We start from the raw sequence: 12,746 nt of genomic DNA on the forward strand, positions 1-12,746 counted from the left end.
TGGGCCACGCCGGCGCGCAGTCGGCGGCGCTGCCGCTGGCCAGCCTGATTCCCGGCTACCGTCCCGAGCGTCTGGCCGGGTTGGGGCGTGCCGAACTGGGCGAGCTGGCCAGTCAGGCGCAGCCGGCGAGCGGCGAGCCGCCACGCGACTGGCAGCACTTCGGACTTTGGGCTGTACTGCTGCTGGGAGTTGGGTTGCTGGCGACCATGGCCGCCAGTCTGCTGCGTCGCCCGCCAAACGCCTGAGCGTATGTGCGGAGCGAATAAACCCCTGTTGCAGCAGGGGTTTTGCAGTATCTTAGGCGCCTTGCGCCGAGCCAGGAGTTGAGGTCAGGAAGGCCCTTGCGTATTTCGAGTCGCGTCATCGCCCCGTTGTCATATGCCGTCGCCCCCGCGCGCGGCGAGGCGCTCGTTTCCCCGCTGCAACCGCTGTGGAGAGCGTGCTGATGCAGGCCTGCCTGGCTTCCGCCTGGAACCTGTCGCCGCCGGTGCTGATGACCCTGCTGGTGTGCTTCGGGGTGATCCTGCTGGCGCACTGGGTGACCCGCCAGCGCGACTTTCCCGGACGCGACAGTTTCATCCTGCTGCACCTGGCCAGCCTCTGGTGGATGGCCGCCGCGGCGCTGGAAATGAGCTTTTTCGCCGCCGAATGCAAGATGTTCTGGGCCAGCATGGCCTGGCCGGGCATCGTCTCCACGCCGACCTTCTGGGCGGTGTTCCTCTGGCAATACGTCAACAGCATGCGCACGCCGCTGGCGCGCAGCAGCATCCTCGGCCTCAGCCTGGTGCCGCTGCTGGTCTGGGCCCTGGCGTTGAGCAACCCCTGGCACGGCCTGTTCTACGGCGCCGGCAGCGCGCCGATTGACGCCAGCCCGGGGGCACCGGTGCGCTATCAGCACGGCCCGCTGTTCTACGCCACGGCGGTCTACGTCTACCTGTTCATGGCCTTCTGCATGGGCGTGGTGACCCGCGCCGCGGCGCTCAGCCAGGGCCTGCACCGCCGGCACTACCTGGCGTTCGCGCTGGTCACCGCCGTGCCCTGGGTGGCTAACGTCGGTTACGTGGTGTTCGGCTGGACCCTGTTCGGCTTCGATCCCACGCCCTTCAGCTTCGCCTTCACCCTGGGGGCTTTCTCTTGGCTGATCGTCGGCGTGCGCCTGTTCGATCTGCTGCCGGTGGCCCGTCACCTGCTGCTCGAGGCGCTGCTCGACCCGGTGCTGGTGGTCGACCCGCGCGGGCGGGTGATCGAGGCCAACCCGGCGGCGCTCAAGCTGGCCGGCCTGCAGCAGGGCTGGCAGGGCCGTGAGCTGGGCGACTGGCCGGTGTTCGGCGCCGACCTGCAGCAGCTGCTCGATGAACAGGCCGGCGCCGACCCGAGCCTGCCGCTGACCCTGACCAGCGCGGCGCGCTACTACGAGGTGCGCGTGCGCGCCATCGAGCGCGCCACCCGCCACGGCCCGGTGCTGCTCGGCCATATGCTCTACGTGCGCGACGTCACCCAGCGCCAGCTCAGCGAACTCAAGCTGGCCGAGGCCCTGGCCCTCAGCGAGGAGCGCCTGCGCACCATCAGCAGCCTGCACGAGCAATTGCGCGAGCAGGCCCTGTGCGATCCGCTCACCGGGCTGTACAACCGCCGCTACCTGGACGAGTTCTTCGCCCGCGAACTGTCCCGCGCCCAGCGCGAGCAGGTGCCGCTGGCCGTGGCGCTGATCGACCTCGACCACTTCAAGCGGCTCAACGACGAGTGCGGCCACCTGGTCGGCGACGACGTGCTCAAGGCCGTGGCCCAGCACCTGCTGGACAACCTGCGCAGCACCGACGCGGTGTTCCGCATCGGCGGCGAGGAGTTCCTGCTGATTCTGCCGGGGCTGGATGCGGCGGCCGCGACCAGCCGGCTGGAGTCGCTGCGCGCGCAACTGGCGCAGATCGGTCAACCAACGCGCATCGGCGCGCTGCCGGTGACCCTGTCCGCCGGCATCGCTCTGTGGCCGGCCCATGGCGAAGAGCTCGACGGCCTGCTGCAGGCCGCCGATGTGGCGCTCTACACGGCCAAGCGCAACGGCCGCAACCGGGTGCAGCTGGCCCTCGCGCATTGAACGCAATCACCACTAGATAGGTGTTTTTCGCCGCAACAATCGCTACATTTGCTGGGCGGTTCATACCAACAACAATAAGGACTCGCCATGAAACGTCTTCTAACCCCGCTGGCGGCCGCCTGCCTGCTGGCCAGTGCCACCCCGCTTTGTGCCGCGCCCTACAGCGCCTTCCATGTGTTCGGCGACAGCCTCAGCGACGCCGGCTGGTTCGCCGACCCCGATGGCCCCGCGGGCGCCACCACCCGTTTCACCAACCGCGTCGGGCCGACCTACCAGGATGGCAGCGGCGAAATCTTCGGCCCAGTGGCGCCCATGCTGCTGGGCGATGCGCTCGGTCTCGGCGGCCTGGGCCCGGCCAACTCGGCCGAGGGCGGCAACAACTGGGCGGTCGGCGGTTACCGCACCGACGAGATTCTCGGCACCATCAGCGGCCCCGGCGGTTATCTGGCCTCCACCGGCGGGCGTGCCGACCCCAACGCGCTGTACTACCTGACCGGCGGCGGCAACGACTTCCTCCAATTCCGCGTGGTCGACACCGTCAGCGCCCAGGCCGCCGCGGGGCGTCTGGTCGACAGCGTGGAGACGCTGCAGCAGGCCGGGGCGCGCTACATCATGGTCTGGTTGCTGCCGGACATCGGCCTGACGCCGAACTTCTTCGGCGGCGGCCTGCAGGATCTGGTGACCTCGCTCGGCGCCGACTTCAACGACGAGCTGGTGCTGCAGCTGGCCACGGTCGATGCCAACGTGATTCCGCTGAACATCCCGCTCAATCTCGCCGAGATCCTCAGCGATCCGGGGCGTTACGGCCTGGTCGCCGATCGCGACACGGTGATCGGCACCTGCTTCGACGGTTGCAGCAATCCCAACCCGATCTATGGCCTCAACGGCAGCAATCCCGATCCGACCAAGCTGCTGTTCAACGACAGCGTGCACCCGACCATCGCCGGCCAGCGGCTGATCGCCGACTACGCCTATTCGCTGCTCGCCGCGCCCTGGGAGGTCACCCTGCTGCCTGAGATGGCCCTGGGCATCCTGCGCGGCCATCAGGATCAGCTGCGCGCCCAGTGGTTGGCCGACTGGGGGGCCTGGCAAGGCGTCGGCCAGTGGCGCACCTTCGTCAACGGCGGCGGCCAGCGCCTGGATTACGACCTGCACGGCGGCGATGCCGACGGCAACGGCTATAGCCTCAACTTCGGCGCTAACTACCGCCTCGACGAGGCCTGGCGCCTGGGCCTGGCCGCCGGGCTCTACCAGCAGAGCCTGGAGGCCGGCGCGGCGGATTCCGACTACGACCTGCGCAGCTACATCGGCACCGCATTCGCCCAGTACCAGCACAACCGCTGGTGGGGTGATCTGGCCGCCAGCGCCGGTCACCTGGATTACCACGACCTCAAGCGCCAGTTCGCCATCGGGCCGTCCACCAACTCGGAGAAGGGCGATACCGACGGCCAACTCTGGGCCTTCAGCGGCCGTTTCGGCTACGACATCGCCCAGCCGGGCAGCCAGTGGCACCTGAGCCCCTTCGTCAGCGCCGACTACGTGCATATCGACGTGGACGGCTATGCCGAGGACGGCCAGCGCTCCACGGCACTGAGTTATGACGACCAGGAGCGCAAGTCCCGGCGCCTCGGCTTCGGCTTCCAGGGGCTGTACGACCTGACGCCGCAGACCCGCCTGTTCGGCGAGTTGGCGATGGAGCGCGAATACGAGGACGACGCCAGCGAGGTGCGCATGAGCCTCAACAGTCTGCCGGGGATCGACTTCGAGCTGCCCGGTTATCAGCCGGACGATCGCGGCCTGCGCGGTCACCTGGGCGTCAGCCACAGCCTGGGCAATGGCCTGTCGTTGCGCGGCAGCTACAGCTACCGGCATGCCGACGACGAAGTCCAGCACGGCCTGAACCTGGCGCTGTCGCTGGACCTCTAGTCGCTCCGGCCGCTGCCCGCGCGCGCCGGCGGCGCGCGCGGGCATATGGCCAGCTGCACGTTCCGTCAGTTTCTCGGGTTCCGCCGCGGCCGCGGGGAGGCGGCCGCGCCGCGAACGGGTTAAACTGCGCGCGATTTTTTCCCTTTCCGGAGCCGTCCATGTCCCGCGTCACCCTGAGCCGCTACCTGATTGAGCAGACTCGCAGCCACAACACCCCGGCCGATCTGCGTTTCCTCATCGAAGTCGTGGCGCGTGCCTGCAAGGCGATCAGCCATCAGGTGTCCAAGGGCGCCCTCGGCGGCGTGCTCGGCAGCCTCGACAGCGAGAACGTGCAGGGCGAGGTGCAGAAGAAGCTCGACGTGCTGTCCAACGAGATCCTCCTGGAAGCCAACGAGTGGGGCGGCCACCTGGCCGGCATGGCCTCCGAGGAAATGGACAACGCCTACCAGATTCCCGGCAAGTACCCCAAGGGGGCCTACCTGCTGGTGTTCGACCCGCTGGACGGCTCCAGCAACATCGACGTCAACGTCTCGGTCGGCACCATCTTCTCGGTGCTGCGCTGCCCGGAGCGCAACGGCGATACCGGCGACCTCGGCGAGGATGCCTTCCTCCAGCCGGGCACCCAGCAGGTTGCTGCCGGCTACGCCATCTACGGCCCGCAGACCATGCTGATGCTGACCCTGGGCGACGGCGTCAAGGGCTTCACCCTGGACCGCGAGCTGGGCTCCTTCGTGCTGACCCACGACAATATCCGGGTGCCGGAGGCGACCAAGGAGTTCGCCATCAACATGTCCAACCAGCGCCACTGGGAAGCCCCGGTGCAGCGTTACGTGTCCGAGCTGCTGGCCGGCGAGACCGGGCCGCTGGGCAAGAACTACAACATGCGCTGGATCGCCTCGATGGTGGCCGATGTGCACCGCATCCTCACCCGCGGTGGCGTGTTCATGTACCCGCGCGACGCCCGCGAGCCGGAAAAACCCGGCAAGCTGCGCCTGATGTACGAGGCCAACCCGATGTCGATGATCATCGAGCAGGCCGGCGGCGTCGCCACCAACGGCACCCAGCGCATCCTCGACATCCAGCCGGAGTCCCTGCACCAGCGCGTGGCGGTGTTCCTCGGCTCGAAGGAAGAGGTGCTGCGCGTCACCGCCTACCACCGCGGTTGATCCCGTGCAGCCCTGGCAGTCGTTGCTCGACTGGTGGTTCGGCGCCGCCCCCGGCACGGCCGCCGAGGTGGCGGCGGCGCGCCAGGGGCTGTGGTTCGGCAAGCGCGACAGCCAGGACGAAGAGGCCCGCGAGCGCTTCGCCGCGCTGGTCGAACAGGCCCTGGACGGCGAGCTACAGGGCTGGCAGGTCACGGCGCCGGGCTGGCTGGCCAGGCTGATCCTGCTCGACCAGCTGCCGCGGATGATCTTCCGCGACACCCCGCGCGCCTTCGCCGGCGACCCGCTGGCCCGGGCGCTGCTGCAGCAAGGGCTTGAACAGGGCCTGGATCGCCAGTTGACGCTTATCGAGCGGGTCTTTGCCTATATCGTCTTCGAACATGCCGAGGACCTGGTCCTGCAGGATCGCGCCGTCGAGCTGTTTCGCGGCTTGCACGAGCAGGCGGCTGTGGACGAGCGCAGCCTGTTCGCCGGCTTTCTCGACTTCGCCGAGCGCCATCGGCGGGTAATCGCCCGCTTCGGCCGCTTCCCCCATCGCAACCTCATCCTCGGCCGCGTTTCGAGCGACGAAGAGCAGGCCTTCCTGCGGGAACCCGGCTCACGTTTCTGAACTCCAATCGGGCACGTTGCGGCCTGCTATGCCAAGCTTGTCGCGTCCATGTCCTCCAGGAGTTTCATCCATGTCGATGCGTGTCGTCGCGCTGCTCGCCTGCTGCCTGCTGGCCGCTTGCAGCAAGGTCAACCAGGAAAACTACGCCAAGCTCAAGGCCGGCATGAGCAAGGACGAGGTGGAAAGCCTGCTCGGCGCGCCGGGCGAGTGCGCCGGCGCCCTGGGCATGTCCAGCTGCACCTGGGGCGACGACAAGAGCTTCATCAGCGTGCAGTACGCCGGCGACAAGGTGCTGATGTTCTCCGGCAAGGGCCTCAAGTAAAGGGAGTCAGCATGCGTTCGATCATGCTTGCCAGCGCGCTGCTCGCGCTCGTCGGTTGTGCCAACTCGGGCACCGGCCACATTCCTCCGGAGCCGCCGCAAACCATGCAGGTCGACCTGCAGCGCTACCAGGGCACCTGGTACGAGCTGGCGCGGCTGCCGATGTTCTTCCAGCGCAATTGCGTGCAGTCCGAGGCGCATTACCGCCTGCGTGACGACGGCCGTATCGAGGTGACCAACCGCTGCCGTGACGACGACGGCGAGTGGCAGGAGGTTCGGGGCGTTGCCGAAGCGCAAGTCGAAGGCCGTACCGACAAGCTCTGGGTGCGCTTCGACAACTGGGCCAGCAAGCTGCTGCCGATCAAGGGCGACTACTGGGTGCTGTACCGCGATGACGACTACCGCGTCGCGCTGGTCGGCCATCCCGAGCGCGACTACCTCTGGCTGCTGTCGCGCACCCCGCAAGTGGACGCCGCCACCCGCGACAAGCTGCTCGCCGTGGCGCGCGAGCAGGGTTACGACACCGCCGAGCTGATCTGGCGCCAGGCCGACTAGGGGCCTGCCGGGCTACTCCCAGTCCAGCCGCGCCAGCCTCCATTGGTCATCTTCCAGCCACCATTCCAGCTGCACCGCATAGTGCCGCGCGCTGTCGGGGATCAAGCCCTCGGCGCCGCTCAGGCCGACCTGGGCCTGGGTATGACCCTTGCTGGCGATCGCGGCATCGATCCAGCTGTTCTTGCCCAGGGCGATCACCTGGATGTTCTTGTGGCGCAGGAACAGCAGGGTCATGGTGCGCTTGGCCCACTCGCGGTCCAGTTCCTGGCGGGCGAGGAAGTCGGGGTGCAGCTGCGCCATCACCGCGCCGGTGTCCTTGGCTTCGATATTGTCCTGCAACTGCTGCACGGCCGCTTCCAGCGCCGCCTGCGGGTCGTCCTTGCCGCCACAACCGCCCAGCAGCAGGGCGAAAAACAGCGCCAGGGGCCAGGTCGGAACGCGTATCGGCATGCTGAAACTCCTTTTTCATGGTTATGATGCCCGGCAGAGCGGAACACGGCAGTTGTAGCCCATCGAGCCAGGAGCCCCACCATGCAGACTTTGTATCCGGAGATCAAACCCTACGCCCGCCACGAGCTGGCGGTCGAGCCGCCTCATGTCCTCTACGTGGACGAGAGCGGGTCGGCGGACGGGTTGCCGGTGCTGTTCATCCATGGCGGGCCCGGCGCCGGTTGCGATGCTGCCAGCCGCCGCTACTTCGATCCCAACCACTACCGCATCGTCACCTTCGACCAGCGCGGCTGCGGCCGCTCGACGCCGCACGCGAGCCTGGAGGGCAACAGCACCCAGGCGCTGATCGGCGATATCGAACGTATCCGCGAGCACCTGGGGATAGACAAGTTCGTGCTGTTCGGCGGCTCCTGGGGCTCGACCCTGGCCTTGGCCTACGCCCAGGCGCATCCGCAGCGGGTGCACGGGCTGATCCTGCGCGGCATTTTCCTGTGCCGGCCGCAGGAGTTCCACTGGTTCTATCAGGAGGGCGCCAGCCGCCTGTTCCCCGACTACTGGGAGGACTACCTCGCGCCGATCCCGGCGGAGGAGCGCGGCGATCTGATGCAGGCCTTCTACAAGCGCCTCACCGGCGCCGACCAGATCGCCCAGATGCACGCGGCCAAGGCCTGGTCGACCTGGGAGGGGCGCACCGCCACCCTGCGCCCCAACCCGCAGGTGGTCGAGCGCTTCAGCGAGGCCCACCGCGCGCTGTCGATCGCCCGCATCGAGTGCCATTACTTCGTCAATCAGGCCTTCCTCGAACCCGATCAACTGCTGCGCGACATGCCGAAGATCGCCCACCTGCCGGGCATCATCGTGCACGGTCGCTACGACGCCATCTGCCCGCTGGACAACGCTTGGGCGCTGCACCAGGCCTGGCCCAACAGCGAGCTGCAGATCATCCGCGACGCCGGCCACTCGGCGGCCGAGCCGGGCATCATTGATGCCCTGGTGCGCGCCGCCGAGCAGATGGCGCGGCGCTTGCTCGACCTGGCCCCGGACGAAGCATGAAGGCGCTGATCCAGCGCGTCAGCGCCGCGCGTGTCGAGGTGGCGGGCGAGGTGGTCGGCGCCATCGACCGGGGCCTGCTGGCGCTGGTCGGCGTCGAACCGCAGGACGATGCCGGCAGCGTCGCCAAGCTGTTGCACAAGCTGCTCAACTACCGGGTGTTTGGCGACGAGGCCGGCAAGATGAACCTGTCGCTGACGGACGTGCAGGGCGGCCTGCTGCTGGTCTCGCAGTTCACCCTGGCCGCCGACACCAAGAGCGGCCTGCGCCCGAGTTTCTCCAGCGCCGCAGCGCCGGCCCAGGGCCAGGCCCTGTTCGATCTGCTGCTCGAACAGGCGCGGGCGCAGCATGCGCAGGTCGCCAGCGGCCGCTTCGGCGCTGAGATGCAGGTGCACCTGGTCAACGATGGGCCGGTGACCTTTCTCCTCGAGAGCTGAACGGCTGCGGCCAGTGCAGCCATTCGGCGGCATACAGCGTCCAGAGGATGATCAGCGGCTGGAACGGCAGGCGCAGCCAGTAGTACCACTGCACGCTGGGCAGGCCGTCGACCTGCAGGCCATGCAGGGCGTTGTGCAGGTTGGCCGGAAACACGCAGACGAAGTACAGCGCCAGCAGTCCCCCCGCCAGCCTGCGTGTGCGCGGCCAGAGCAGGCCGAGTGCGCCAGCGATCTCGCAGGCGCCAGTCAGCAGTACCAGCTCCAGGTGCCAGGGCAGGTAAGGCGGCATCATCGCCAGGTAGCGTGCCGGAGTCAGCCAGTGATCCGCGCCGATCAGCAGCAGGGCCAATGCCAGGGCCAGGCGCATTCGCTTCGGCCAGCTTGTCGGTCCGGGCAGACCCAGGCGCACGGGCACCGCGGCGAGCAGGCTGAAAACCAGCAACAGGGCAACGAATAGCATGACGGTTCCTCCGAGCGGAGCTGGTGCCCGTTGCCCGCTGTGGGCATGATGTGGGCGTTGCCAACATATTAGAGGGGATGTTGCTGGTGTCAACATGTGAAGAAGAGGGCATTCGCGCCTATCACCATGGCGATTTGCGCTGCGCTCTGCTGGCGGCGGCCGGCGAGCTGCTGGGCGAGGGTGGCGCGGCTGCGATCAGCTTGCGCGAGGTGGCGCGCCGGGCCGGGGTTTCGCATAACGCGCCCTATCGGCATTTTGCCGATCGCGATGCCTTGCTGGCGGCGCTGGCCGCCGAGGGGTTCGCCGAACTGAGTCGGCGCATGGCGCTGCTGCCGGCATCGCGCCTGCAGGCATTGGGGCAGTGCTACGTGGCCTTCGCCCTGGAGCAGCCGGGGCGTTTCGCCCTGATGTTCGGCGGAGTGGCAGACAAACAGCGCTACCCGCAGTTGCAGCAGGCGGCGCAAGCCCTCTACCGCCAGCTCGGGGCCAGCGTGCAGGCCGTGGCGCCAGGCCAGGACCTGGCGACCGCCAGCCTGGCGGCCTGGAGCCTGGTGCATGGGCTGGCGCAGCTGCTGCTGGACGACCAGCTCCCTGGACAGGACGCAGAGGCCGCCGCCCAGGCGGTGACCGGGTTGTTCGTCGCCGGATTGGGGGGCGCCTAGCCCGTCGCGATCATTCGGGATGGGCGCGGGTTCAGAACAGCCGCGCCAGCAGCGCCGGTACCGCCGTTTCCACCCGCAGGATGCGCTCGCCGAGTTGCACCGGTTGCAGGCCCGCGGCCTGGCCCAGCAGCGCCACCTCGTAGGGGATCCAGCCGCCTTCCGGGCCTATGGCCAGGGTCACCGGGCCTGAAACCGCGCGCGGGCAGGGCGGATGGTCGCCGGGATGGCCGACCAGGCCGAGCGTGCCGGCGGCAAGCAGAGGCAGACGATCCTCGACGAAGGGCTTGAAGCGCTTTTCGATCAGCACCTCGGGCAGCAGGGTATCGCGCGCCTGCTCCAGGCCGAGGATCAGTTGCTCGCGGATGGCTTCGGGTTCGAGGAAGGGGGTCTGCCAGAAGCTCTTTTCCACCCGGTAGCTGTTGACCAGCACCAGGCGCGGCACGCCCATGGCGGCAATGGTCTGTAGCACGCGCTTGAGCATCTTCGGCCTGGGCAGGGCCAGTACCAGGGTCAGCGGCAGCTTGGCCGGCGGCGCCTGGGTGAGGGCAACCTGCAGTTCGGCGTGCTCATCGTCCAGGGCCAGCAGGCGGCCTTCGCCCATCTGCCCGCCGAGGCGGCCGACGCGCAGGCGGTCGCCAGCGGCGGCGCGGTGTACTTCGTGCAGGTGCTTGAGACGGCGGCCGGTGAGGCGGGCACGGTCGGCGCCGATGAAGTCGGCGTCCTCCAGCAGCAGCAGGTTCACGGCAGCGGCGCGGGCGGCTGGTCTTCGGGCTTGGCCTCGTCCTCGGCGTCGGCCTGGGCTTCGCTGCGCTGCTTGACCAGGCTGCCGGCCAGCACGCCGGCCTCGAACAGCAGCCACATCGGCACCGCCAGCAGAGTCTGCGAGAACACGTCCGGCGGGGTCAGCACCATGCCGACCACGAAGCAGCCGACTATCACATAGGGGCGGCTCTTGCGCAGGGTGGCGACGTCGACGATGCCGACCCAGATCAGCAGGAAGGTGGCGATGGGAATCTCGAAGGCCACGCCGAAGGCGAAGAACAGGGTGAGCACGAAGTCCAGGTACTGGCCGATGTCGGTCATCATCGCCACCCCTTCCGGGGTCACGCTGGCGAAGAAGCCGAACATGATCGGGAACACCACGAAGTAGGCGAAGGCCATGCCGGCGTAGAACAGCAGGATGCTGGAAATCAGCAGCGGCACGGCGATGCGCTTCTCGTGGCTGTACAGCCCTGGCGCGATGAAGCCCCAGGCCTGATGCAGGATCACTGGCATGCCGAGAAACAGCGCGCACATCAGGGTCAGCTTGAACGGCGTGAGGAAGGGCGAGGCGACGCCGGTGGCGATCATCGTCGCGCCTTCCGGCAGGTAGGCGCGCAGCGGCGCGGCCACCAGGGCGTAGATGTCCTGGGCGAAGTAGAACAGTCCGGCGAAGATCAGCAGGATGATCACCACGCAGCGCAACAGGCGCGCGCGCAGCTCGGTCAGGTGCGAGACCAGGGGCATTTCCTGGTCGGCGTCCGGGTGTCGGCTCATGGCTGGCGTGGGGTGTCCTGGCTGGTGGGCGCCGGCTCGGCCTTGGCGGGCTCGCTGGCAGGCTTGGCGGCAGGGTCGAGGATCTCCTGCTTCATCGCCTTCATTTCCCGCTCCAGTTCGAGGATCTGCTCGTTATGCAGCTGGCGGCGGATTTCGTCGGCGCCGATCTCGCGTTCCACCTCCGCCTTGATCGCGCTGAAGCTGCGCTTGATCCGGCCGATCCACAGGCCGGCCGTGCGCACCGCGCCGGGCAGGCGCTCGGGGCCGAGCACCACCAGGGCGACCAGGGCCACCAGCAGCAGTTCGCTGAAACCGACGTCGAACATGGCTCAGTCTTTCTTCGCCGGCTCTTCGACCTTGCGCGCCTGGGCGTCGATGGTCTGCCCCTTGGGCTCTTCCACCGCCGGTTTCTCGGCTTCGCCGTTGTCCATCGACTTGCGGAACCCCTTGATCGCGTCGCCTAGGTCCGAGCCCAGGCTCTTCAGGCGCTTGGTGCCGAACAGCATGACCACGATGAGCAGGATGATCAGGAGTTGCCAGATGCTGATGCCACCGAATCCCATGATGCGTTCTCCGTTGTGAGGGGTTGTTCAGTTTTGCGGTCGCGCGGCTTTTTCCGCGTGGCCGGAGAGGCCGAAGCGCCGCTCCAGTTCGTCCAGCACGGCCTGCGGGTGCTGGCCGAGGGCGGCGAGCACCACCAGGCTGTGGAACCACAGGTCGGCGGTTTCGTAGATCAGGTCGCTGCAGTCGCCGCTGGCGGCGGCGTCCTTGGCGGCGAGGATGGTTTCCACCGACTCCTCGCCGAGCTTCTCGAGAATCTTGTTCAGGCCCTTGTGATACAGGCTGGCGACGTAGGAGCTGTCGGGGGCGGCGCCCTTGCGCGCCTCCAGCACCTCGGCCAGGCGGCTCAGGGTGTCACTCATGGCGGTGTCCTGCGTGATAGATGGCGTGCGGGTCTTTGCGCACGGCGTCGACGATTTTCCAGCCGCCGTTGTCATAGACGCGGTAGAAGCAGCTCTCGCGCCCGGTGTGGCAGGCGATGCCGCCGAGCTGCTCGACCATCAGCACGATTACGTCGGCGTCGCAGTCCAGGCGCAGCTCGTGCAGCTTCTGCACGTGGCCGGATTCCTCGCCCTTGCGCCACAGCTTGCCGCGCGAGCGTGACCAGTAGATGGCGCGCTGTTCGGCCACGGTCAGGGCGAGGGATTCGCGGTTCATCCAGGCCATCATCAGGATGCGGCCGCTCTGGTGATCCTGGGCGATGGCCGGGACCAGGCCGTCTTCGTTCCAGTGGATTTCGTCTAGCCAATCGTTCATCGGGATTCCGTGTCTGCTGCGCCGGGCCGCGGCCCGTCAATACGCCAAGTGTGCCAGTGCGGCGGCCGACTGGCTATCGGCGCAGCACCAGATAGAGCCCGCCGCCGAGCATCAACCAGGCCGGCCAGGCCGCCAGCAGCGGCGCCAGACCCTGCACCGCGCCG

General features: G+C 68.0%; 18 protein-coding genes. 10 read left to right on the plus strand and 8 right to left on the minus strand.

Going from position 1 to position 12,746, the window contains the following annotated elements; translation table 11 throughout:
* The 7 genes from N878_RS00865 to N878_RS00895 all read left to right on the plus strand — a co-directional run.
* Positions 1-245: DUF3999 family protein (locus N878_RS00865; RefSeq protein ID WP_031302515.1), on the plus strand; the 245-nt coding region annotated here is incomplete at its 5' end.
* A gap of 200 nt (positions 246-445) precedes the next feature.
* Positions 446-2,095, plus strand: coding sequence for a histidine kinase N-terminal 7TM domain-containing protein (locus tag N878_RS00870; RefSeq protein ID WP_021441792.1), 1,650 nt, complete (start codon positions 446-448; stop codon positions 2,093-2,095).
* Between the two features lie 87 nt (positions 2,096-2,182).
* A complete protein-coding gene (gene estP, locus N878_RS00875) occupies positions 2,183-4,021 on the plus strand; it encodes an esterase EstP (protein ID WP_021441793.1) in 1,839 nt (612 codons plus the stop codon).
* Positions 4,022-4,179: 158 nt separating this feature from the next.
* Positions 4,180-5,187 carry a class 1 fructose-bisphosphatase gene (locus tag N878_RS00880; RefSeq protein WP_021441794.1) on the plus strand — a complete coding sequence of 336 codons (1,008 nt, stop codon included), beginning with the start codon at positions 4,180-4,182 and terminating at the stop codon, positions 5,185-5,187.
* A 4-nt stretch (positions 5,188-5,191) separates the two neighbouring features.
* Positions 5,192-5,794 (plus strand): DUF924 family protein, encoded by a 603-nt coding sequence (locus tag N878_RS00885; RefSeq protein WP_021441795.1) that lies wholly within the window; start codon positions 5,192-5,194, stop codon positions 5,792-5,794.
* A gap of 70 nt (positions 5,795-5,864) precedes the next feature.
* Positions 5,865-6,116 (plus strand): outer membrane protein assembly factor BamE, encoded by a 252-nt coding sequence (gene bamE / locus N878_RS00890; protein WP_021441796.1) that lies wholly within the window; start codon positions 5,865-5,867, stop codon positions 6,114-6,116.
* Positions 6,117-6,127: 11 nt separating this feature from the next.
* The gene (locus N878_RS00895; RefSeq protein WP_021441797.1) at positions 6,128-6,670 is read left to right on the plus strand and encodes a lipocalin family protein; all 543 of its coding nucleotides are present in this window, start codon (positions 6,128-6,130) and stop codon (positions 6,668-6,670) included.
* A gap of 12 nt (positions 6,671-6,682) precedes the next feature.
* Here N878_RS00895 and N878_RS00900 read toward each other — a convergent pair whose 3' ends face one another.
* Entirely contained in the window at positions 6,683-7,120 is a 438-nt protein-coding gene (locus N878_RS00900) for a hypothetical protein (RefSeq protein ID WP_021441798.1), read from the minus strand.
* An 81-nt stretch (positions 7,121-7,201) separates the two neighbouring features.
* Between N878_RS00900 and pip the strand changes: the two genes are divergently transcribed.
* Positions 7,202-8,173 carry a prolyl aminopeptidase gene (pip, locus tag N878_RS00905; RefSeq protein WP_021441799.1) on the plus strand — a complete coding sequence of 324 codons (972 nt, stop codon included), beginning with the start codon at positions 7,202-7,204 and terminating at the stop codon, positions 8,171-8,173.
* Positions 8,170-8,607: a D-aminoacyl-tRNA deacylase gene (dtd, locus tag N878_RS00910; protein WP_021441800.1), complete on the plus strand. Its 438-nt coding sequence runs from the start codon at positions 8,170-8,172 to the stop codon at positions 8,605-8,607. Before pip ends, dtd begins: the two co-directional genes overlap by 4 nt.
* On the opposite strand, the gene N878_RS00915 is transcribed toward dtd, so the two are convergent.
* The gene (locus N878_RS00915) at positions 8,570-9,067 is read right to left on the minus strand and encodes a DoxX family protein (RefSeq protein WP_021441801.1); all 498 of its coding nucleotides are present in this window, start codon (positions 9,065-9,067) and stop codon (positions 8,570-8,572) included. The two genes, dtd and N878_RS00915, sit on opposite strands and share 38 nt — an antisense overlap.
* A gap of 86 nt (positions 9,068-9,153) precedes the next feature.
* Here N878_RS00915 and N878_RS00920 point away from each other — a divergent pair, with 86 nt between their 5' ends.
* Positions 9,154-9,729: a TetR/AcrR family transcriptional regulator gene (locus tag N878_RS00920; protein WP_218186835.1), complete on the plus strand. Its 576-nt coding sequence runs from the start codon at positions 9,154-9,156 to the stop codon at positions 9,727-9,729.
* Positions 9,730-9,760: 31 nt separating this feature from the next.
* On the opposite strand, the gene N878_RS00925 is transcribed toward N878_RS00920, so the two are convergent.
* The 6 genes from N878_RS00925 to hisI are packed head-to-tail and all read right to left on the minus strand — an operon-like array spanning position 9,761 to position 12,582.
* On the minus strand, positions 9,761-10,471 hold the full coding sequence (locus tag N878_RS00925) for a 16S rRNA (uracil(1498)-N(3))-methyltransferase (protein WP_021441803.1): 711 nt from the start codon (positions 10,469-10,471) through the stop codon (positions 9,761-9,763).
* Positions 10,468-11,265: a twin-arginine translocase subunit TatC gene (gene tatC / locus N878_RS00930; RefSeq protein WP_021441804.1), complete on the minus strand. Its 798-nt coding sequence runs from the start codon at positions 11,263-11,265 to the stop codon at positions 10,468-10,470. Before tatC ends, N878_RS00925 begins: the two co-directional genes overlap by 4 nt.
* A complete protein-coding gene (gene tatB / locus N878_RS00935) occupies positions 11,262-11,591 on the minus strand; it encodes a Sec-independent protein translocase protein TatB (protein WP_021441805.1) in 330 nt (109 codons plus the stop codon). Before tatB ends, tatC begins: the two co-directional genes overlap by 4 nt.
* A gap of 3 nt (positions 11,592-11,594) precedes the next feature.
* Complete coding sequence (tatA, locus tag N878_RS00940; protein ID WP_011920744.1) at positions 11,595-11,828, minus strand: twin-arginine translocase TatA/TatE family subunit; 234 nt, start codon at positions 11,826-11,828, stop codon at positions 11,595-11,597.
* A gap of 27 nt (positions 11,829-11,855) precedes the next feature.
* Complete coding sequence (locus N878_RS00945) at positions 11,856-12,188, minus strand: phosphoribosyl-ATP diphosphatase (RefSeq protein ID WP_021441806.1); 333 nt, start codon at positions 12,186-12,188, stop codon at positions 11,856-11,858.
* Positions 12,181-12,582, minus strand: a complete 402-nt coding sequence (gene hisI, locus N878_RS00950) for a phosphoribosyl-AMP cyclohydrolase (protein WP_021441807.1) — start codon at positions 12,580-12,582, stop codon at positions 12,181-12,183. The genes N878_RS00945 and hisI overlap by 8 nt, the downstream gene beginning before the upstream one ends.
* Positions 12,583-12,746: the final 164 nt, after the last annotated feature.

The organism is Pseudomonas sp. EGD-AK9 (genome assembly GCF_000465935.2).
GTDB lineage: Bacteria > Pseudomonadota > Gammaproteobacteria > Pseudomonadales > Pseudomonadaceae > Aquipseudomonas.

Excerpts from the sequence above, each read along its gene's own strand:
- N878_RS00870 (WP_021441792.1), top strand. The coding sequence starts at position 446 with ATGCAGGCCTGCCTGGCTTCCGCCTGGAACCTGTCGCCGCCGGTGCTG.
- estP (WP_021441793.1), top strand. The coding sequence starts at position 2,183 with ATGAAACGTCTTCTAACCCCGCTGGCGGCCGCCTGCCTGCTGGCCAGT.
- N878_RS00880 (WP_021441794.1), top strand. The coding sequence starts at position 4,180 with ATGTCCCGCGTCACCCTGAGCCGCTACCTGATTGAGCAGACTCGCAGC.
- bamE (WP_021441796.1), top strand. The coding sequence starts at position 5,865 with ATGTCGATGCGTGTCGTCGCGCTGCTCGCCTGCTGCCTGCTGGCCGCT.
- N878_RS00895 (WP_021441797.1), top strand. The coding sequence starts at position 6,128 with ATGCGTTCGATCATGCTTGCCAGCGCGCTGCTCGCGCTCGTCGGTTGT.
- N878_RS00900 (WP_021441798.1), bottom strand. The coding sequence starts at position 7,120 with ATGCCGATACGCGTTCCGACCTGGCCCCTGGCGCTGTTTTTCGCCCTG.
- pip (WP_021441799.1), top strand. The coding sequence starts at position 7,202 with ATGCAGACTTTGTATCCGGAGATCAAACCCTACGCCCGCCACGAGCTG.
- dtd (WP_021441800.1), top strand. The coding sequence starts at position 8,170 with ATGAAGGCGCTGATCCAGCGCGTCAGCGCCGCGCGTGTCGAGGTGGCG.
- N878_RS00915 (WP_021441801.1), bottom strand. The coding sequence starts at position 9,067 with ATGCTATTCGTTGCCCTGTTGCTGGTTTTCAGCCTGCTCGCCGCGGTG.
- tatC (WP_021441804.1), bottom strand. The coding sequence starts at position 11,265 with ATGAGCCGACACCCGGACGCCGACCAGGAAATGCCCCTGGTCTCGCAC.
- tatB (WP_021441805.1), bottom strand. The coding sequence starts at position 11,591 with ATGTTCGACGTCGGTTTCAGCGAACTGCTGCTGGTGGCCCTGGTCGCC.
- tatA (WP_011920744.1), bottom strand. The coding sequence starts at position 11,828 with ATGGGATTCGGTGGCATCAGCATCTGGCAACTCCTGATCATCCTGCTC.
- N878_RS00945 (WP_021441806.1), bottom strand. The coding sequence starts at position 12,188 with ATGAGTGACACCCTGAGCCGCCTGGCCGAGGTGCTGGAGGCGCGCAAG.
- hisI (WP_021441807.1), bottom strand. The coding sequence starts at position 12,582 with ATGAACGATTGGCTAGACGAAATCCACTGGAACGAAGACGGCCTGGTC.